The following is a 16,886-nucleotide window of genomic DNA, read 5'->3' on the forward strand; positions in this document are numbered from 1 at the left end:
AGGGCATGGGCAAGGTTACGGGTTTTCTGGAGATCGACCGGCAAACGGCGAAGTATCAGCCGGCGTCGGACCGCATCCGGCATTTCCGCGAGTTTACGTTGCCCATGTCCGACGAGGAGGTGGGCAAGCAGGCGGCGCGGTGCATGGATTGCGGCATACCGTTCTGCCATGGGCCGACCGGCTGCCCGATCCACAACCAAATCCCCGACTGGAACGATCTCGTCTATTCGGGTGACTGGGAAACGGCCATCCGCAACCTGCACTCCACGAACAATTTTCCGGAGTTCACCGGGCGCATCTGCCCGGCCCCGTGCGAGGAGGCCTGCACCCTCAACCTTGAGGACATGCCCGTCGCCATCAAGACGGTCGAGCAGGCGCTGGCCGACAAGGCCTACAAACTGGGGTTGATCCAGCCTCAGCCGGCCTTGACGCAGACCGGCAAGCGCGTTGCGGTCATCGGGTCCGGCCCGGCCGGGCTTGCGGCGGCGCAACAGCTTGGCCGTGCGGGCCATGCCGTGGATGTCTACGAGCGCGAGTCCCGTCCGGGCGGCCTGCTGCGCTACGGCATCCCCGACTTCAAGATGGAGAAGCACTGGATCGACCGTCGTGTCGAGCAGATGAGCGGCGAGGGCGTCACCTTCCATTGCGGCGTCTGGATCGGCAAGGACAAGCCGCTGGAAGAGCTTCTGGCCACCTATGATGCCGTCCTGTACTGCGGCGGCGCCGAGCGCCCGCGCGAGGCCGGCATCCCCTCCAACGGGCTCAACGGCATCTACGACGCCATGCCCTATCTGGTGCAGCAGAACCGCCGCGTCGGCGGTGAGAACATCGCGAGCAACTTGTGGGACGCGCCAGAAATATGGGCCGCCGGCAAGCATGTCGTGGTGGTGGGCGGCGGCGACACCGCTTCCGACTGCGTCGGCACCGCCTTCCGGCAGGGCGCCGTCAAGGTGACGCAGCTCGATATCCGGCCCATGCCGCCGCAAAAGGAAGACAAGCTGTCGAGCTGGCCCTACTGGGCCACCAAGATGCGTGTTTCGTCCAGCCAGGCGGAAGGCGCGGTGCGCGAATTCCAGATCGCGACGCTGGATTTCGTCGGCGAAGACGGCCAGCTGACCGGCGTCCGCTGTGCGCAGGTTGACGAGAAGCGGCGTCCTGTCGAGGGGACGGAATTCGTCATCCGCGCCGACCTCGCCTTCATCGCCATCGGCTTTGCCGGCCCCGACCCGAAGGGCTTGCTGGCCGAGATGGGAGATCGGCTCGAAACCGTGGCGGACCGCCGTGGCAACGTGTCGGTCAAGGCCAATGACAGCGACTACACCACCTCCGTCGACAAGCTCTACACGGCGGGCGACGTGCGGCGTGGGCAATCTCTTGTCGTGTGGGCCATCCGCGAGGGGCGCCAGGCCGCACGCGCGATCGACCTTGCGCTGACCGGCGCAACGACCCTGCCGCGCTGACGGCAAAAGGGGTGGCCGTGGCCACCCCGCTGCCCGTTACGGTAGGATCGTCATCCTGTCGACGTCGAAATCGACTTCCTTGTAGCGGTGGGTGTCGACTTCGCCTTCCAGCCGGACGCGCGTCGTTTCCGACACGGGCTGGCGCGGGAAGTCGTCATCGTCGATCTCGACGCGGATTTCGTCGGTGTCGTCGCTGAACAGATACTCCTCGTCCGCAACCTTGCGCAGGATACGCCCCTCCAGGGTTGCCTTCAAATCGTCCTTCGGGTCGGCTTTGATCTCTCGAACCGTGGTCGGGGGATATTCGCGGCTTTGTGCCTGTGCGACATCGGATGGGCCGGTAAACTGAGCCATTGCGCCCGTCGTCAGCATCAGTGCGATCGCGGCGGGCGTAAGAGTCTGTCGTAGCATCATCGGTTCCTTGCGAATGGATCGTCTCAACCCGAATGCGCGGCAACAAAGCCCGGTTCCTCTGTGGGCCGGCTCGATATCCGCGCATCGCGGCAGCCGCTACCTAACCACCGTCGCGCGGCCAGGCAAAGCTGTCGGCGCGGCCGGCGCCAGGCTCGGACGCGACCCCGGAACGCACCAGCCTCTCACGCGGGGAGGGCGTTTCGCTGGGGCCCGGCTGCTGGGCCGGTGCGGCCAGCAGGCCGTCGGCGCCGTCGAAGGCCGGGTCGCCGAAGGATACGGGCGCAACGCGCGTGGCGTTGGCCGGGTCCACCTTCGGTGCTGCTTCGAGAAGGCCGGGCGTATCGCCGGCGGTGGGCGCCAATGCCGGGTCGGCCAGGCCGAGAATGCGCTGAACCGGCTTTTCCACGAAGAAGGCCAGCTTTGCCGCGCCGGCCGGTGTCATGGTGATGCCGTCGGAATTGCGCAGCCGGCGTTGCTGCCCTTCCACGTCCGGCCCGGACGAGATATACGAGCCGCCGGCATCGGTGAACCCGCCCCAGACATCGACGAACTCGCCGCCGGCCGCGGTTGCGGCTTTCTGGTAGATGCCGTTCAGGTAGACCATGTCCTCGGCCATCCTGTCGGACTGATACGAGGGTTGGCCGATCCAGATGAAGGGGATGTCTTCCCCGGCGACGAGCTCGGCCAGCGCTGCGGCGCGCTTTTCGTATTCGTCGGTCCACGCCTGCGTGCGGACGGGGATGGAGCCTTCCGGCCTTCTTATCGCCTGCCTGTCGTTGCCGCCCAGCATAAGGACGATAAGCTGGGGTTTCTCACCCTCGATCAGCTTGGGAAGCTGCTCGTTCCAGTCGTAGAAGTCGTCACGCACCAAGCCGGACGAGCCATTGGCCTTGCCGATCACCAGGGCGTTCGGATCGTCGGCAAAGGTGTCGGCCAGACCGCGTGCCAGCGAGGCGGCCATGAAATCCCCGACCACGAGGATACGGCGCGCATCCTCGGCCTTGGCCACCGCAACCGGCGCCGGCGCAACCGGGCGGCTGGCCTGGCTGCGCGAGGGCTGGGCCGGCCGCCGCTGGCGCGTCTGCTTTCGTGGGGCCTGCTGGCGCCGGATCGTCCGGGGAGGCTCTGCCTGCCGCGGCGTGCCGAACAGCATTTCCAGTATGTTGCGGGGGCGTTGCTCTTGCGCGGCGGCCGGCGCGGGCAACCCCACGCCGGTCACGAGAACGGCAGCGGCGAGCGCCATGGACAGCCCGGTCTTCAGCCCGGCCGGCTTGGCGCGCCGCATGCCTCAGTGCCTCCGCAACAGGTCCAGCAGCGCGCGTGACGCGTTGCCGTCTTCCGCCACGCCGCGCTGGCGCTGATAGGCGCTGATGGCGCCGCGCGATCCGGAGCCGATCTTGCCGTCGATCACGCCATCGTAGAAGCCGTGCTGCGACAGGCGCTGCTGCAACTCGTACCGCTCGGCGACGCTGAGCGGCGTATAGCCGCGCGGCCAGCTCTGGGCGAACTCGCCGCCGCCGGCGATGCGATCGGCCAGATGGCCCACCGCGAGGGCGTAGCGGTCGGCATTGTTGTAGCGCTTGATGACGAAGAAATTGCGCGTCATCAGGAAGATCGGGCCATTGGGCCCGCCCGGCATGAGCAGGTTGGCGTTATCGGACGGTGCAGCAAAGGGCTGCCCGTTGACGCGGCGGAAGCCAAGCTGCTGCCATTGCGCCAGCGTCTTGTTGGCGCGCTCAAGCCCCGCAAGGTTCGTGCCGCGCGGGGCCGCCACCTCGTATCCCCAGGTGCGCCCGGTGCGCCAGCCGTTCTTCGACAGAAGGTTGGCTGCGGTGCCGAGCGCGTCGGGTACCGATGTCCAGATATTGGGGTGCCCGTCGCCATCCATGTCGACGGCGTAGGCAAGGTAACTGGTGGGGATGAACTGGGTATGCCCCATCGCCCCGGCCCAAGAGCCCGTAAGCCCCTTCGGGGACACATGCCCCGCCTGCACGATCTTCAGCGCGCCGATCAATTGCTGGCGGGCAAAGCCGGCCCGCCGCTCGTCCAGATAGGCAAGAGTGGCCAGCGCCTGCGGCACGTGCTTCAGCGAGCCGGGCTTTTCCAGCGCCTTGCCGTAGCTGGATTCCATCGACCAGATGGCCAGGACGATGTAGCGGCTGACACCGAAGCGCTGCTCGATCACGTCCAGAAGGCGCTTGTGCTGCTGCGCCAGGCGACGGCCGTCGGCGACCGTCTCCTCGTTGACGCGATTATCCATGTAGTCCCACGCATTGTCGCGGAACTCGGGCTGGAAGCGCGCCGAGCGGATCACGTCATGGTCGGGTTCGGTCACGCCGGCGAACACGGCGCGATAGGTTTGCCGGCTGATGCCGTTGGAAGTGGCCGTCTTCTCGAAGTTGGCGATCCAGCGTTGAAACCCGGCGTCCGCAAGGGCTGGCACGCCGGTGCCGGCCAGCAGCGTCATGGACAAGAGCGCGGTCTTGATGAAGCCTCTTCTCGATGGTGCGATTCCCAGCATAGGTCTCCTCCGGTCGGGATCAGATCGTCAGCGAGGCTCCAGGGTAGGGCGAGGTCGTAAAGGTTTCCTTTACCACAGATGAATTCAGTCGCACATTCTCTGACCACGGGTAACTTTTCTGTGGGGCTTATGCGGCAAAATCGCGACGCCCGGCCAGGGCGCTCCCTCCCCACTGTTGAAAAAGCGTAGTCATCCGGCTCTAATCCTGCCGTCCGGAGATCGAAACAGGGGAGGAGTGTCGATGACCGGAAAAGACGACCAAGCGCCCGTTATCGCTTTTGTCGAGGGGCGGGCCGGCATTATCAGGCTCAATCGCCCGGCCGCGCTGAACGCGCTCAACATCGAGATGGTCGATGCGGCGCTGCGGGCGCTCGCCACCTTCGAAACCGACATCGAGGTGGAGCTGGTGCTGCTGGAGGGTGCCGGCGGGCGCGCGTTCTGCGCGGGCGGCGACATCCGTTTCGTCGCGGCCAGCGCGCGCTCCGGCGATGGGCAGGCGGAAGAATTCTGGCGGCGCGAATATGCGCTGGTGCTGGCCCTGGCGCGGTCGGCAAAGCCGGTCGTGGCGCTGATGGATGCCATTGTCATGGGCGGCGGCGCGGGGCTTGGCATCCATGTCCGGCACCGCATCGTCACCGATGCGACGCGCTTCGCCATGCCCGAAGTCGGCATCGGCTTCGTGCCGGATGTCGGCTCCACCTTTCTTCTGGCGCGCTCTTCCGGCGAAACGGGACGCTACCTGGCCCTGACGGGCGATACGTTCGGCGCGGCGGACGTGATCCATGCCGGGCTTGCCGATGTGCATGTGCCGGCCGAAAGCCTGCCCGCCCTGCGGCAGGCGCTCGTCCATGGCGAGGATGGCCTGCACGAAGCCATCGGGCGCTTCGCCACCCGGCCGGAGCCCGGCCTGTTCGCCGAGCATGAGGCCGCAATCTCGCGCGCGTTCCGGCACGATGCCGTTCCGGACATTATCGAGGCGCTCGGCAATCGCAGCACGAATTTCGCGTCGCGGACGCTGGACACACTACACAGGCGCTCGCCGCGCAGCCTGCTGGCGACGATGGAGCTGTTGCGCCGGGCCCGGCAGGCGGGCGACCTTGCGGAATGCCTGGTCAACGAATTCCATGCCGCGTGCCGCTGCCTGGCCAGCCCCGACTATCTCGAGGGCGTTCGCGCCGCGGTGATCGACAAGGACCGCAACCCGAAATGGGCCTCCAACGGGCTGGACAATGCGCTTGAAGCCGATGGCCTCGACCCCGTACCCGGCGTCGCGGACCCGGACTTTTTACCCGACCTCGGCCCGGCCCAGTTGCCCGCGGCCCTGCGCGGGGCCCACTGACTGCAGACGGAAAGATTCAAGATGGCCACCATCAGGACAGAGACACAGGGCCGCGTGGCCATCATCCGCCTCGACAGGCCGCAGGCGTTGAACGCGTTGAACCGCGCGGTCGCCGAAGAGATCGCCGAAGCCGCCGAAGGCTTCGACCGCGATCCGGATATCGGCTGCATCGTCGTCACCGGCTCGGACAAGGCCTTTGCCGCCGGCGCCGACATCAAGGAAATGCAGCCGGCCGAGTTTCGCGACATGATCCGCGAAAACTGGTTTGCAACCTGGGACCGCTTCACCGCGATACGCATTCCCACCATAGCGGCGGTCAACGGCTATGCGCTGGGCGGTGGCTGCGAACTGGCGATGATGTGCGACATCATCCTTGCCGGCGACAAGGCCCGCTTCGGCCAGCCGGAAATCCGCTTGGGGGTCATGCCCGGCATGGGCGGCACGCAGCGGCTGACGCGGCTTGTCGGCCGCAGCAAGGCGATGGAGCTGTGCCTTACCGGACGCATGATGGACGCTGCCGAGGCCGAACGCAGCGGCCTGGTGGCCCGCGTCTTTCCCGCTGCCGACCTCGAGGCGGAGGCCATCGCCATGGCTGCCGAAATCGCCGAGCGGTCGCGCTTGGTGACCATGATGCTGAAGGAGACGGTGCACCGCGCCGACGAGGTATCGCTTTCGGAAGGGATGCGTTTCGAGCGCCGCCTTTTCCACGCGATGTTCGCGCTGGAGGACCAGAAAGAGGGAATGGCCGCCTATATCGAGAAGCGCGAACCCCGTTTCCGTCGCGATTGATCAGCTCCGTTGAACAGTGTGTTGAAAAGGTGAACAATGTGAAGGGCCCGCCGCCGGGGCCATATGCCATCCAACGAAGACAGCGCGGTATTGGCCGCCAGAATCGGAGGGCAGACTTATGCAACTTACCGGAATTCATCATCTGACCGCCGTTACGGCCGATGCCAGCGGCAACCACGATTTCTTCACGCGGGTTCTCGGTCTGCGGCTGGTGAAGAAGACGGTCAACCAGGACGATGTCAGCGCCTATCATCTGTTTTATGCGGACGGCGAGGCAAACCCCGGAACCGACATCACTTTCTTCGACTGGCCGGTCGAGCGGGAGCGGCGCGGCACCCACTCCATCAACCGCACCGGGCTGCGCGTCGCAGGGCAGAAGGCGCTCGAATACTGGGTCGCCCGTTTTGCCGAGGAGGGCGTCGCCAATGGCGGCATCGTCCTGCGCGACGGCCGGTCGACGATCGACTTCGAAGACCCCGAGGGCCAGAGGCTGTCGCTTGTCGACGATGGCGGAGCAGGCTCGTCCACGCCGTGGGATGCGTCCACGGTGCCGGCCGAGTTCCAGATCCGCGGCCTTGGCCCCATCACCATGAGCGTTCCGGATGCAAGCCGGACGGAGCTGGTGGTCAAGGAGGTTCTCGGCATGCGCAAGGTGCGCGAATACGAGGGCATCGACGGCGCGCAGACGCTTGTGTTCGAGATGGGCGACGGCGGCCCGGCAGCGGAACTGCACGTCGCCGTGGAACCGAACCTCTCCGCGGCACGGCCGGGAGCCGGCAGCGTGCATCACGTTGCCTTCCGCATTCCGGACGGGGATTACGATGCATGGACGCAGCGTCTGGCGCATCTGCGCCTGCCGCAAAGCGGGCCGGTGGACAGGTTCTACTTCAAGAGCCTCTACTTCCGCGAGCCGAACGGCATCCTGTTCGAGATCGCGACGGACGGGCCAGGCTTTGCAACGGACGAGCCCATGGAAACGCTCGGCGAAAGCCTGTCGCTGCCGCCCTTCCTGGAAGGACGCCGGGCCGAGATCGAAGCCGGCCTGAAGCCGCTTTGAACCGTTAAGGCGTTACAAGCGTACGCCCGCCGCCGGAAACGGCGGCGGACGTTTTGCCGTCAGTCGAAGCGAATGGGCACGGTCAGGGATACCGGATTGCCGCCCGGCGGCGCCGGGAAGGGGCTGGCGCGGCGCACCAGTTGCAATGCAGCCTGATCCAGCACCGGGTTGCCCGCCGAGCGGGACACCCGGGCACCCGTCAACCGGCCACCGCCATCCATGCTGAAGGCAATGGCAACCGTGCCACGGCCGCCGCCCGGCGGTGTCCGCTTGAAGCGGTTCAGACGTGCCTGGACCTGCGATTGCCACCGTGCCGGCGACACCGACGAGGCGCGTGAGCCCTGGCTGGCTTCGCGGTTCCGCTGCCCCTGCGAGGCGGCAGACGCCTCCGAGGCAGCCGGCCGCCGCTGCTGACGTTGCGGCTGCTCGCGCCGGGTCTCGCGGCGGGTTTCCTGGCGCGGACGCTCTCGCTGTGCCTGCCGCACCGGAGGTGGCGGCGTCGGGCGGGCCGTCGGCCGTGGCGCGTTCAGGATCGCGTCCGACTGGGTTTCCATTTCCGGCAATTCAGGCGGAACGACTTCCGGCTCCGGTTCTGGCTCGGGTTCCGGTTCCGGCTCAGGCTCGGGTTCCGGCTCCGGCTCTGGTTCAGGCTCTGGTTCGGGAACCGGTTCCGGCTCGGGCTGCGGCTCTTCCACCGGCTCGGGGGGCGTCGGTTCCGGTGGCTCGGGCAGGGGTTCGGCTTCGTTCGGCTGTTCCTCGACATCGCCTTCGACGGCCGCCGATGCCTGCGAGGCCGCCGGCGGCGCAAGATCGATCAGCACCGCGGCTTCCGGGGCACCGGGCGGCGGCGCTGCCGCCGGCGTCCGGACAAGGCCGTACCATGCAGCAGAGGAATGGAGCACAAGCACGACGGCGCCGGCGACGCCCCAGCGCAGCGCCGACAGGCGCCCATGGCTTTCGAGCGAACGTGCGTAAGGGCCTTTGCCGGTCATTGCGGGGCGGGCTCTCCAGCGCCGGCTGCAGCGTTTGTATCTTCCAGCCCCACAAGGGCGATTTTCAGATAGCCCGCGGCGCGCAGCGCGTTCATCACTTCCATGAGGTCGCCATAGGCCACGGCGCCGTCCGCGCGCAGGAAGATGCGCTGCTCGCGGTTGCCTTCCGTGCGTGCGTCCAGCCGGGCCTGCAGATCGGTCCGCTCCAGTTCCGCTTCGCCCAGAACGAGCCGAAGATCGTCCTGCACGGTCAGGTAGACCGGCTCATCCGGCCTGTCCGCCGGACGGGCATTCGATACCGGCAGGTCGACGGGCACGTCGACCGTGGACAAGGGTGCGGCCACCATGAAGATGATCAGAAGCACCAGCATGACGTCGATGAAAGGCGTCACGTTGATCTCGGCCATCTCGCCGATGTCGTCGCCGCCCGATTCCTTCAGGTTCACGCCCATCCAGCTTACTCCGCCGCCGCGTGGAACCGGCTGGGCGTCACAGCGGCGTCGCGCCGGTCCAGCCCGCGCGACAGATGCTGCATGACCGCTGCCGACCCGTCGGCCAGAAGCGCGCGGTAGCCCGCGGTGGACCGCGCGAAGCTGTTATAGATGATGACGGCCGGGATGGCGGCCACAAGGCCGATGGCCGTTGCCAGAAGCGCCTCGGCGATACCCGGCGCGACGACCGCCAGGTTGGTGGTGTTGGCCTGGCTGATGCCGATGAACGAGTTCATGATACCCCAGACCGTGCCGAACAGGCCGACGAACGGGGCCGTCGCGCCGATCGTGGCGAGGACGCCCGTACCCTTGGTCATGGAGCGCCCGGCACGGGCCTCGATCCGCGAGACGGCGATGGCAACGCGCTCCTTGACGCCGTCGGCGGGCAGGCCGCCGGAGCGGGCAAGCTCGTCCTGCGCCGTCTGCAGGATGGCGGCAACCGGGCCGCGCCGCAGCGCGCCCGAGCGGCCGGCCTCCAGGCTGGCAAGTTCGGGTGCGGCCTCGATCTGGCGTACGCAGCGTCGGGCGCGGCGCGTGGCCAGACGCAGCTCCAGCGCCTTGGCCAGCCAGATGGTCCAGGTGACGAGAGAGGCGAAGGCCAGGCCGATCATCACGCCCTTCACCACCCAGTCGGCCGCCATGAACATGCCCCAGGGCGACAAATCGTGCGGCAGCGCGGGATTCTGCTCTGCCACCGGCTCCAGCGGCGTCGCCGCAGCAGCGGGGGCTGGGGAAACCGTCGTTGCAGGGGTGGCGGCCGACGGCGTCTCGCCGGGGGTGGCGGGCTCGGCGGCCACGGGTGCCTCGCCTGCCTGCGGCGCCGTGGCGGCTGGTGCCGGCGCCTGCTGTACGGGTTGTGCCTGCTGCACGGGCTGCACGGGCTGCGCCGGCTGGGCGGGTGCAGTCTCGACGGATGCCGGAGCCTGCGGCGCGGCGGGAGGCGTCGGAGTGCCGTCCTGCTGGGCGAATGCCGTGCCTGCGGCCAGGGTGAGGGACAGGGCGAGAGCGCCTGCGCGGATTCGTTCGATCATGATCCCGCATCCTTCGATGGGTCTGGAGTGGTCGGGCCGCAAGAGCCCCGGTAACCTCGTTGCCGGTGTTATGAAATCATGAATGGAAAAGTCAACTAATCCTCACGTTCAAATAGCGCCTAAAAGCCATCTAACCGCTAGAACCCCACCGATTTTTTATCGAATTGTTCCAGCCTTGCATGGCGACGGACGGTGCTGCCGCTCTAGTTGCCCCTGCGGGAGACGCAAAAGCAGCACCGAGGGACCCGCCCGTATGGAGACGACGATTTCGATACCGTTCTGCGGCACACCGCCCGTTCCGGCCGAGCTTATGACGCGTTGGGCGCTGGACCCGGCCCTGCTGGCAAGCCTGGCCGCGTTGCCGGTTCTGTTCCTGTGGCTGCGGCGGTACAGCGGCCATCCCGGCTCCGTGCCTTTGTTCGCTGCCGGCTGGGTGGTGCTGGTGGTGGCTTTCGTATCGCCGCTCTGTGCGCTCAGCGCCGCTCTTTTTTCGGCGCGGGTGGCCCATCACGTTCTGCTGGTGGCCGTTGCCGCGCCGCTGTTTGCGCTGGCCAATCCGCTGCGTGGCCGCATGCGCCTGTCGCATCCGGGCTTCTGGCTGCTGATGCATGCGCTGCTTCTGTGGTTCTGGCATGCGCCGATGCCCTATGCCGCGGCCCTGGCCGATGACGGCCTTTACTGGCTCATGCAACTCAGCCTGATCGCCAGCGCATTCCTGTTCTGGGCCGCCGTGCTGGAGCCGCGCAATGCCGGCATCGAGGCCGGCCTGATGATGCTGGCGGCGATGATGCAGATGGGGCTTCTCGGCGCTCTGATCACCTTTGCGCCGCGCCCCCTCTATGCCGCGCATTTTCTGCCGCCGGAGGCTTTCGGCATGACGGCCCTGGCCGATCAGCAACTGGCGGGGCTTATCATGTGGGCGCCGGGCGCCTTGCCCTACCTTTTGGCGGCGCTAATCATCGTTGCCCGCGTGCTTGGCCGCGACGAAGCGGATGCCCGCCCGTGACGGTGGTATGGCTTAAGGTCGCGCATATCATCGCTTTGTCGATCTGGTGTTCCGGGCTGATGGCGGCGCCCTTCATGCTGGCGCGGCGCGAAATCGGCGCAACGGGGGAGTCTCTGTTCCGCGTGCAGAAGGTGACCCGCTTCGTCTTCGTGTCCATCGTCTCGCCGGCCGCCTTCATCGCCATCGGCACCGGCACGGCACTCATCTTCGCCATGGAGACGTTCACCGCGTGGTTCGCCATCAAGCTGGTGCTGGTGGGCATGCTGGCCAAGCTGCACATCCGCGTCGGCACCGCGGTCATCGAAATCTTCAAGGAGGGCAACCACCTGCCGGCCTGGAAGATGATCGCCATCGTCGTCATCGGCGTGCTGATCGTGACGTGCATTCTAACGGTCGTGTTGTGGAAACCCTCGCTGGCCGCCCTGTCGCTGCCGGAATGGCTGATGCGGCCGGGCGGCCTCGCCGAGCTGCTGGGCCTCGATCAGTGGTCGTCGGATATGAGGATGCCGACGCCATGATCGAAGATCAGCTTGCCTCCGTACCATCCGGCAACGCCCGTGACCGCCGCGCCGACCACCGACAGGAAAAGGCCCAGCGGCAGGACCGCATCCGGGTTGACGAGGCGCAGGCCCCAATTGGTGCCGGCGATGGACAGCAGCGTCATGGCCGCCACGGCATGCGACCAGCTTGCCGCGCGGATGCGGATGCCCTTCACCAGGATCAGCTCCGCCGTTCCGACGATGCCCGCGCCGACGCCCGTCAGGAAGGCGGCTCCGGCCGCCCATGTGCCGGCCCGCAGAAAGAACGGGTCGGCGAAGAACCAGTAGAGAAGATCGAGGACCAGCGTGCCGATCACCAGGGCAATGGGGAAATGAACGCTCATCGCATGCAGAGGGTGGCCCGCCACCGCGATGGCCGATTGCAGATCGTACTTCTTGATATCCGCAATGACCGGGTTTTCGGCTTTGGTTTCGTCGGACATGCGCGGGCTCCTTCGTCTGATGGCCTGAACATAGGCCGCATCATGCGCTTGGGGAGCCTTGGCGCGCTCATGGCGCTGGCCGGCTGCGCCGGACCGTTGTCGACGCTCGATCCCGCAGGGCCGGTGGCCGGTACCATCGCGACCATCTGGTGGGTCATGCTGGCCGGGGCGACGGTGCTGATGGCACTGGTGCTCGGTCTCTTCGCCTATGCGTTCCGGGGCAGCGACGCCGCCTGGGCGCAGGCCGGGCACACGCGTTTCATCCTGTGGGGCGGCCTGGTGATGCCGATGACGGTGCTGACGGCGCTGATGATCTACGCCCTGATCGCCGGCGAGCGCCTTTTGGCGCACCCCGCGCCGGACGTGTGGCGCGTCGAGGCGCGGGGCGAGCGCTGGCAATGGCGCTTCAGCTATCCCGACCGGCCGGAGCTTGCCGAGACGATCGACCTTGCAACCATTCCGGCCGGGCGGCCGGTGGATGTCGAGATCGTATCGCAGGACGTGATCCACAGCTTCTGGGTGCCGCGACTGGCAGGCAAGCTCGACGCGATCCCGGGCCACCGCAACACATTGCGTATCGAAGCGGACAGGCCGGGCCGTTTCAGCGGCGTCTGCGCCGAATATTGCGGCATCGGACACGCCGGAATGACATTCACCATCGAGGCCCTGGCGCCAGACGACTTCGCCGCCTTTGCCGGGGAGGCCGCCCGATGAGCGCCGAACGGGAAGACATCGTGCGGGCCGCATCGCAGGCGCCGATTGCCGGCAGCCCCATCCAGCTTCACAAGGCGCTGCATGCCATCTGGCGGACGCAGCATGGCTGGGGCCGCCTGGCAGCCGTCAACCACACCATCATCGGCCGGCGCTTCATGGTGGCGGCGTTTATCTTCTTCGGGATCGGCGGCGTCCTGTCGATGATCATCCGCGCGCAGCTTGCAACGCCCGGAAGCGGCTTTGTCGGGCCGGAGATCTACGGGCAGATTTTCACCATGCACGGCACGGTGATGATGTTCCTGTTTGCCATACCGATGTTCGAGGGCTTCGCGATCTACATGCTGCCCAAGATCCTCGGTGCGCGGGACCTGGCCTTTCCGCGCCTCGGCGCCTATGGCTTCTGGTGCTACGTGTTCGGCGGCTCCATCCTTATCGTGGCGATGCTGGCCGGCGTTGCGCCCGATACGGGCTGGTTCATGTATACGCCGCTGTCTTCCGGCGTCTACTCGCCCGGCATCAACGCCGATGTCTGGCTGCTCGGCATCACCTTCGTGGAGATTTCGGCCGTCGCAGCCGCAGTTGAGATCACCGTCAGCATCCTCACCATGCGCGCGCCGGGCATGTCGCTGGTGAAGATGCCGCTGCTCGGCTGGTATCTGCTCGTCACCGCCGGCATGATGCTGGTCGGCTTTCCGCCGCTGATCCTCGGCTCGATCATGCTGGAGGTGGAGCGCGCCTTCGATATCCCGTTCTTCGACCCGACGCGCGGCGGCGACTCTCTCCTGTGGCAGCATCTGTTCTGGCTGTTCGGCCATCCGGAGGTCTACATAATCTTCCTGCCGGCGGCCGGTGCGATATCGACCATGCTGCCGGCGCTCGCTCGCCGGCCGATGGTCGGCTATAGCTGGATCGTGGTTGCCGTGGTGGCGGTGGGCTTCCTGTCGTTCGGCCTGTGGGTCCACCACATGTTCGCCGTGGGCATTCCGCATCTGGCGCTGGCCTTCTTTTCGGCGGCGAGCGCGCTGGTGGCGGTGCCGACGGCGGTGCAGATATTCGCCTGGCTTGCGACCCTGTTATCGGGCAGGCCGCAATTCTCGCTGCCCATGCTGTATCTGTTCGGCTTCTTCGTCGTGTTCGTCTGCGGCGGTCTCACCGGCGTCATGGTGGCGGTGGTGCCCTTCGACTGGCAGGTCCATGACACCCATTTCGTGGTGGCGCATCTGCATTACGTGCTGGTGGGCGGGTTCGTGTTTCCCATGCTTGCGGCCGTTTATTACTGGCTGCCGCACGTGACGGGGCGCACCACATCCTTCGGGCTCGGCAAGGCGGCGTTCTGGCTGATCTTCACCGGTTTCAACCTGACCTTCTTCCTGATGCACCTGACGGGCCTTCGGGGCATGCCGAGGCGCGTCGACACCTATCCGGATGTGGTTGGCTGGACGGCGTTGAACCTTTTGTCCTCCATCGGCGGCTTCATCATGACGATGGGCTTTGCGCTGTTTCTGGTGGATGTCGTCACGCAGGTCGGCTTCGGCCGGCGCACGCGGCGCAACCCCTGGCGCGCGACCACGCTGGAATGGGCAACGCCGGTGCCGCCGCCATCCTATGCCTTCGCATCGCTTCCGCATGTGGACAGCCGGGATCCGCTGACGCCGCAACTCGGGGCGGAGCTGGCGCGCGGCGAGGGATATCTGGGCTTTGCCCGCAATGGCTGGCAGGAAACGCTGGGCATCCACCCCGTGACCGGGGCGATCAAGAGCATCATCATCCTGCCGCGGCCGACATTCCTGCCGCTGTGGAGCGCGCTCGTCACCTCCACCATCTTCCTGTCGCTGCTGTTCGGCTTCTACTGGCTTACGCCTCTGGCCTTCGTCGCAACGATTGCCGTCCTGATGCTATGGACGCGCGGGCAGGGTGCCCGCGTGGATTACGGCCGGCTGCCCATCGGACGGGGACAGACCGCGCTGACGGCCGGCGAAACCGCCGATCCGCCCAGCGTGTGGGCGATGGGCGCAACGCTGATCGCAAATCTTTCGCTGTTTTCCTCGCTGGCCTTCGGTGCGCTCTTCCTGTGGCTGGTCGCGCCCGGCTGGCCGCCACCGCAACTGATGAACAGCGGGTTCGGGCTCGTCGCCTTCGTCATCGTGTCGGCCGGCGTGTCCATGGTGGCGGTGCGCATGGCGGCTGCGGCAAACCGGGACAAGCGCGACACGCGCCAGCTTTGGCTGGCGGTCGGCTTCGGAGGCAATCTGGCGATGATCGCCATCCTGGCGGCGCTGATCCGCTATCATCTGCCCGATCCGTTCGCCCATGCCTACGCGGCCGCCAACCTGGCGCTTGTCTGCTATGGGCTGATGCAGGCCTTCGTGGGCGGGTTGCTTTGCGCCGCCGCGTTTTTGCGGGGGCGCTCGGGCCTGGTATCGGCGTCCCGCGCCGCACCGATCACCATCGCGAGGCTGTGGCAGGATTTCACCCTGCTGATCGCCATCCTGTCGAGCATTCTGCTCGCCGTCATACCCATGCTGGTGGAAAAGGTGCCGCTGCCATGACCGGGCCCGAACGCAACGCGCGCGCTGTTTTCTGGATGCTGGCGGGCGGCTTCGCCTGGTGGGGGGCGGTCTTCCTGGCGCTCTACGCGCTGTTGTCGGTGGGCTGCGCCTATGGGTGGGACGCGAGGCCCTTTGCGGGCACGTCGCTGCAGCGGGCCGTTCTGGTGGGAGCGTGGCTTGCATCCCTGGTGCCGCTGGCGGCGATGTTGCTTCTGCAATATCGCCTCTGGACGGCCCGGACCGCATCGACGCTCATGGCCGTCGGTGCGGTCCTGACGGCGCTGGCGCTTGCCGCCACCGTCTGGAATTTCGGCATGGTCACATTCCTGTCGACCTGCCGTTGATTACGAGCCGAGCTTGGCCTTGACCGCTTCCAGTGCCGGCTCGCCGGAGAAGGTGGTTACGCCCTCAAGCCATGGGCCAAGCGTGTCCGGATGGGCGGCCAGCCACTCGCGCGCCGCCTGCTCGGGCTCCTTGCTGTCGTCCAGGATGGCGCCCATGATCTCGTTTTCGAGCGGCAACGTGAACTCCAGGTTCTTCAGGAACTGGCCGAGGTTCGGGCAGGCTTCCACAAGGCCCTTTCGCGTGTTGGTATCCACCGTCGCGCCGCCGAAATTGGGGCCGAAGACGTCGTCGCCGCCCTCCAGATAGGCGAGCTCGAAATTCGAGTTCATCGGGTGCGGCTCCCAGCCGAGGAAGACGATCGGCTGCTCGCCCCGCGTCTGGCGCGATACCTGAGACAGCATGCCCTGCTCGGACGATTCCACAAGCTCGAAGCCCGAAAGCCCGAACGTATCCTTCTGGATCATGTCGAGGATCAGCCGGTTGCCGTCGTTTCCGGGCTCGATGCCGTAGATGCGATTGTTCAACTGCTCGCGGAACTTGGCGATATCGGCAAAGTTTTTCAGGCCGGCGTCGTACAGATAGCGGGGCACTGCCAGCGTATATTTTGCGCCTTCGAGGTTGGTGCGGATCACCTCGATCTCGCCCTTGTCGCGATAGGGCCCGATATCGGCTTCCATGGTGGGCATCCAGTTGCCCAGGAAGACATCAATATTGCCGTTGGCAAGCGAGGTGAAGGTGACGGGCAGGGCCAGGATGCTGGTCTGCGGCTCGTAGCCGAGCCCGTCCAGAACGACCGAGGCGGTGGCCGTCGTGGCGGTGATATCCGTCCAGCCGACATCGGCCAGGCGCACCGTGCGGCAGGAGTCCGGCTCGGCGGCCAGCGCCGCTGCCGGAATGGCTGCAAGGGCCAGGGCCGCCAGAAGGGCAGGGGTGCGACGACGCGTTCGGAAATCCATTGTCTCTCCTTCGGATCACTTGGTATGACGACGTGTCGACCCTTATGTCCGATCCGTCGGCAGAGTGCATGCCTGTCTGCGCCAACTCTGTCACGATCCTGCTATCTGTCAACTGCCTGAACAACCATTCAGCAGTCCTAGCTGCCCAAAGTTAGGCAAACAGCGGACATAACCCGCCTCCGGCGGTGGTGGGTTAGTTTTGTTGAATGATCGTTCAACGCCTGCTATTCTGGCTCCCAG

17 protein-coding genes are annotated in these 16,886 nt (G+C 66.4%); 9 read left to right on the top strand and 8 right to left on the bottom strand.

Annotated features, from left to right (window positions below):
* The first annotated feature begins 5 nt into the window (after positions 1-5).
* On the top strand, positions 6-1,460 hold the full coding sequence (locus AUL31_RS11930) for a glutamate synthase subunit beta (RefSeq protein ID WP_060606534.1): 1,455 nt from the start codon (positions 6-8) through the stop codon (positions 1,458-1,460).
* Between the two features lie 36 nt (positions 1,461-1,496).
* Here AUL31_RS11930 and AUL31_RS11935 read toward each other — a convergent pair whose 3' ends face one another.
* From AUL31_RS11935 to AUL31_RS11945, 3 genes are all read right to left on the bottom strand, one after another.
* Positions 1,497-1,871, bottom strand: a complete 375-nt coding sequence (locus AUL31_RS11935; protein WP_060606881.1) for a YgiW/YdeI family stress tolerance OB fold protein — start codon at positions 1,869-1,871, stop codon at positions 1,497-1,499.
* A 103-nt stretch (positions 1,872-1,974) separates the two neighbouring features.
* Positions 1,975-3,159, bottom strand: a complete 1,185-nt coding sequence (locus AUL31_RS11940; RefSeq protein WP_060606538.1) for an SGNH/GDSL hydrolase family protein — start codon at positions 3,157-3,159, stop codon at positions 1,975-1,977.
* A gap of 3 nt (positions 3,160-3,162) precedes the next feature.
* Positions 3,163-4,395 carry a lytic murein transglycosylase gene (locus AUL31_RS11945; RefSeq protein WP_060606541.1) on the bottom strand — a complete coding sequence of 411 codons (1,233 nt, stop codon included), beginning with the start codon at positions 4,393-4,395 and terminating at the stop codon, positions 3,163-3,165.
* 241 nt (positions 4,396-4,636) lie between these two features.
* On the opposite strand from AUL31_RS11945, the gene AUL31_RS11950 reads away from it, so the two are divergent.
* The 3 genes from AUL31_RS11950 (at position 4,637) to AUL31_RS11960 (ending at position 7,580) form a co-directional block, all read left to right on the top strand.
* Positions 4,637-5,734, top strand: a complete 1,098-nt coding sequence (locus AUL31_RS11950) for an enoyl-CoA hydratase/isomerase family protein (protein ID WP_060606544.1) — start codon at positions 4,637-4,639, stop codon at positions 5,732-5,734.
* Between the two features lie 21 nt (positions 5,735-5,755).
* Entirely contained in the window at positions 5,756-6,523 is a 768-nt protein-coding gene (locus AUL31_RS11955) for an enoyl-CoA hydratase (protein WP_060606548.1), read from the top strand.
* Between the two features lie 118 nt (positions 6,524-6,641).
* Entirely contained in the window at positions 6,642-7,580 is a 939-nt protein-coding gene (locus tag AUL31_RS11960; RefSeq protein WP_060606551.1) for a ring-cleaving dioxygenase, read from the top strand.
* A 59-nt stretch (positions 7,581-7,639) separates the two neighbouring features.
* Here AUL31_RS11960 and AUL31_RS11965 read toward each other — a convergent pair whose 3' ends face one another.
* The 3 genes from AUL31_RS11965 to exbB are packed head-to-tail and all read right to left on the bottom strand — an operon-like array spanning position 7,640 to position 10,094.
* Positions 7,640-8,572 (bottom strand): energy transducer TonB family protein, encoded by a 933-nt coding sequence (locus tag AUL31_RS11965; RefSeq protein ID WP_060606556.1) that lies wholly within the window; start codon positions 8,570-8,572, stop codon positions 7,640-7,642.
* A complete protein-coding gene (gene exbD / locus AUL31_RS11970; RefSeq protein WP_060606559.1) occupies positions 8,569-9,024 on the bottom strand; it encodes a TonB system transport protein ExbD in 456 nt (151 codons plus the stop codon). Before exbD ends, AUL31_RS11965 begins: the two co-directional genes overlap by 4 nt.
* A 5-nt stretch (positions 9,025-9,029) precedes the next feature.
* Positions 9,030-10,094 (bottom strand): tonB-system energizer ExbB, encoded by a 1,065-nt coding sequence (exbB, locus tag AUL31_RS11975; RefSeq protein ID WP_060606562.1) that lies wholly within the window; start codon positions 10,092-10,094, stop codon positions 9,030-9,032.
* Positions 10,095-10,347: 253 nt separating this feature from the next.
* Between exbB and AUL31_RS11980 the strand changes: the two genes are divergently transcribed.
* Positions 10,348-11,100 (top strand): cytochrome c oxidase assembly protein, encoded by a 753-nt coding sequence (locus AUL31_RS11980; RefSeq protein WP_060606565.1) that lies wholly within the window; start codon positions 10,348-10,350, stop codon positions 11,098-11,100.
* Positions 11,097-11,618, top strand: a complete 522-nt coding sequence (locus tag AUL31_RS11985) for a CopD family protein (RefSeq protein WP_060606567.1) — start codon at positions 11,097-11,099, stop codon at positions 11,616-11,618. The genes AUL31_RS11980 and AUL31_RS11985 overlap by 4 nt, the downstream gene beginning before the upstream one ends.
* Here AUL31_RS11985 and AUL31_RS11990 read toward each other — a convergent pair.
* Positions 11,582-12,082: a DUF2231 domain-containing protein gene (locus AUL31_RS11990; protein WP_060606571.1), complete on the bottom strand. Its 501-nt coding sequence runs from the start codon at positions 12,080-12,082 to the stop codon at positions 11,582-11,584. The genes AUL31_RS11985 and AUL31_RS11990 overlap by 37 nt on opposite strands.
* A gap of 42 nt (positions 12,083-12,124) precedes the next feature.
* Here AUL31_RS11990 and coxB point away from each other — a divergent pair, with 42 nt between their 5' ends.
* The 3 genes from coxB to AUL31_RS12005 are packed head-to-tail and all read left to right on the top strand — an operon-like array spanning position 12,125 to position 15,689.
* The gene (gene coxB / locus AUL31_RS11995; protein ID WP_060606575.1) at positions 12,125-12,796 is read left to right on the top strand and encodes a cytochrome c oxidase subunit II; all 672 of its coding nucleotides are present in this window, start codon (positions 12,125-12,127) and stop codon (positions 12,794-12,796) included.
* Positions 12,793-15,345 carry a cytochrome c oxidase subunit I gene (gene ctaD / locus AUL31_RS12000; protein ID WP_060606578.1) on the top strand — a complete coding sequence of 851 codons (2,553 nt, stop codon included), beginning with the start codon at positions 12,793-12,795 and terminating at the stop codon, positions 15,343-15,345. The genes coxB and ctaD overlap by 4 nt, the downstream gene beginning before the upstream one ends.
* Positions 15,342-15,689 carry a hypothetical protein gene (locus AUL31_RS12005; protein ID WP_060606581.1) on the top strand — a complete coding sequence of 116 codons (348 nt, stop codon included), beginning with the start codon at positions 15,342-15,344 and terminating at the stop codon, positions 15,687-15,689. Before ctaD ends, AUL31_RS12005 begins: the two co-directional genes overlap by 4 nt.
* On the opposite strand, the gene AUL31_RS12010 is transcribed toward AUL31_RS12005, so the two are convergent.
* The gene (locus AUL31_RS12010; RefSeq protein ID WP_060606585.1) at positions 15,690-16,646 is read right to left on the bottom strand and encodes a choline ABC transporter substrate-binding protein; all 957 of its coding nucleotides are present in this window, start codon (positions 16,644-16,646) and stop codon (positions 15,690-15,692) included.
* Positions 16,647-16,886 lie beyond the last annotated feature (240 nt).

The sequence above is a fragment of the Aureimonas altamirensis genome, from assembly GCF_001463885.1.
GTDB lineage: Bacteria > Pseudomonadota > Alphaproteobacteria > Rhizobiales > Rhizobiaceae > Aureimonas > Aureimonas altamirensis.

Coding starts and splice junctions, on each gene's coding strand:
- AUL31_RS11930 (WP_060606534.1), top strand. CDS start 6: ATGGGCAAGGTTACGGGTTTTCTGGAGATCGACCGGCAAACGGCGAAG.
- AUL31_RS11935 (WP_060606881.1), bottom strand. CDS start 1,871: ATGCTACGACAGACTCTTACGCCCGCCGCGATCGCACTGATGCTGACG.
- AUL31_RS11940 (WP_060606538.1), bottom strand. CDS start 3,159: ATGCGGCGCGCCAAGCCGGCCGGGCTGAAGACCGGGCTGTCCATGGCG.
- AUL31_RS11945 (WP_060606541.1), bottom strand. CDS start 4,395: ATGCTGGGAATCGCACCATCGAGAAGAGGCTTCATCAAGACCGCGCTC.
- AUL31_RS11950 (WP_060606544.1), top strand. CDS start 4,637: ATGACCGGAAAAGACGACCAAGCGCCCGTTATCGCTTTTGTCGAGGGG.
- AUL31_RS11955 (WP_060606548.1), top strand. CDS start 5,756: ATGGCCACCATCAGGACAGAGACACAGGGCCGCGTGGCCATCATCCGC.
- AUL31_RS11960 (WP_060606551.1), top strand. CDS start 6,642: ATGCAACTTACCGGAATTCATCATCTGACCGCCGTTACGGCCGATGCC.
- AUL31_RS11965 (WP_060606556.1), bottom strand. CDS start 8,572: ATGACCGGCAAAGGCCCTTACGCACGTTCGCTCGAAAGCCATGGGCGC.
- exbD (WP_060606559.1), bottom strand. CDS start 9,024: ATGGGCGTGAACCTGAAGGAATCGGGCGGCGACGACATCGGCGAGATG.
- exbB (WP_060606562.1), bottom strand. CDS start 10,094: ATGATCGAACGAATCCGCGCAGGCGCTCTCGCCCTGTCCCTCACCCTG.
- AUL31_RS11980 (WP_060606565.1), top strand. CDS start 10,348: ATGGAGACGACGATTTCGATACCGTTCTGCGGCACACCGCCCGTTCCG.
- AUL31_RS11990 (WP_060606571.1), bottom strand. CDS start 12,082: ATGTCCGACGAAACCAAAGCCGAAAACCCGGTCATTGCGGATATCAAG.
- coxB (WP_060606575.1), top strand. CDS start 12,125: ATGCGCTTGGGGAGCCTTGGCGCGCTCATGGCGCTGGCCGGCTGCGCC.
- ctaD (WP_060606578.1), top strand. CDS start 12,793: ATGAGCGCCGAACGGGAAGACATCGTGCGGGCCGCATCGCAGGCGCCG.
- AUL31_RS12005 (WP_060606581.1), top strand. CDS start 15,342: ATGACCGGGCCCGAACGCAACGCGCGCGCTGTTTTCTGGATGCTGGCG.
- AUL31_RS12010 (WP_060606585.1), bottom strand. CDS start 16,646: ATGGATTTCCGAACGCGTCGTCGCACCCCTGCCCTTCTGGCGGCCCTG.